General features: G+C 56.8%; 2 protein-coding genes. Both read right to left on the reverse strand.

Annotated elements, in window-relative coordinates; genetic code table 11:
* On the reverse strand, positions 1-392 hold a 392-nt coding region (locus ABYV26_RS25000; protein ID WP_372684059.1), incomplete at its 3' end, for a DsbA family protein.
* Between the two features lie 210 nt (positions 393-602).
* Entirely contained in the window at positions 603-1,514 is a 912-nt protein-coding gene (locus ABYV26_RS25005) for a proline dehydrogenase family protein (RefSeq protein ID WP_372684058.1), read from the reverse strand.
* Positions 1,515-1,679 lie beyond the last annotated feature (165 nt).

Here is a 1,679-nt window from a genome sequence, read left to right on the forward strand (position 1 = left end):
TAGGATCGCTGGTCCAGCACCACCTGTGCCGCTGCAGGGTCCAATCCGACCGTCGAGCATATCTGGAGTAGAACCGACTGGCGGGCAATGTTATCGCCGCGCTGGAAATAGGCGAGGAACACGGCGTGGTGAAAGGGGTCTCCTCGGCCCTGATCCTCGGCCCATTTGCCCAGTTCTTGGGCCAACCGGCTGTTGAATGTCATTTTACGCTCACCGAAGGGCAGGTTCAGCTCCCTGGCCACTTGGCGCAGGCGGGCCAGCATGCCGGGAATATCCACCGGCTGGCCGGCAAACAACGCCTCCAGGGTCTGTCCAGCCGGTGGTGTTTCCGGATGCAGGGGAAACGCCGTCCAGTTGACATGGATGTAAAATGCCGCTTTTATCCGTTCAATACGCCCGGTACTGAAGTAGCACCACGGTCAGATGTAGTCGGAAAAGATCTCCAGGGTGGCTGTCCCGGGTTCCTCTTTCATGTTGTCCCTCCCTTTGATGAATTCGCATGGTCTTTCCGCTGTTAGGGCTGGCGGGATGGGTGCTCCGGTTTGGGTTGCCATCGGAAAGCGATTGTCGCCGTCGATGAACGCTCGAGTGGTTAGGTCAATTTATCCGCGCAGCAAGAGGGATTTGACGATGCTGTTGACGATCTTCGGGTTTTCCTTGAGGCGCCGGGTGGAGTATCCGAACCAGTGGCGGCCGTAAGGGACATACACCCGCATGGTATGTCCGGCATCGATCAGCATGCGACGAAGCTCCGGTGTGACACCGTAAAGCATCTGGAATTCGTACCTGTCTCGGCCCATATCGTAACGGTCGATAAGCGCCAGGGCACCCTCCACCAGGGCCCGGTCGTGGGTGGCGATGCCGGGATAGATACCGTTTTGAAACATGAATTCGAGATCTTCCAGGAAATGGGCGTTGATCTCATCGTGGCGCTGAAAGGCGATGCGCCGGGGTTCCGCATAGATGCCTTTACAAATCCGAAAATTCAACGGAAGCGTCGGCGAGTGAAGGTCCATCAGGCCCTTCAGGTCGTCCAGGGTGCGACGCAGGTAGGCTTGCACGACCAGTCCCACGCTTTCCGGGAATTCGGCCTTTATCCGTCGAAACAAGCGTATCTCCAGATCTACACAATTTGAATCTTCCATGTCGATGCGGATGAAATTTCCGTAGCCGGCTGCCTTGGCGACGATTTCACGGATGTGATGGTAGCAGGCGTCGGCATCGATGAGCAGACCGAACATGGTGGGCTTCACCGAATAATTGCCGTCTATACGGCTGCGCTGGGTGACGTCGATCAGGGCCAGGTATTCGTCGCGATTCTTTTCGGCCTCTTCCAGATTCTGGATAAACTCACCCAGGATATCGATGGTGGTTTTCATGCCGTCGTCGTTCAGGGCCCGGCACACCCTCATGGCCTCATCAACCGTCTCCCCGGCAATGTAGGAACGGGAAAACAGCCAGACCAATCGTTTGGGAAACAGGGGCAGCGTGGAGGCGATCAGTCGGTTAATCATTGTTGCGCCACATACGTCGGGGGGGGTTGCGGTTGGGCGTGCGTTTCTGAGTATCGCGCCTGAATGATGCGGATCAGAGCGATCCGCTCCAGAAAAACTTCAACCAGTTCGGGGTCGAAATGGGTGCCGGCACCTTGGCTGATGATTTCGATGCTTCGTGATTCA

Source organism: Desulfosarcina sp., from assembly GCF_041551955.1.
Taxonomy (GTDB): Bacteria; Desulfobacterota; Desulfobacteria; order Desulfobacterales; family Desulfosarcinaceae; genus Desulfosarcina.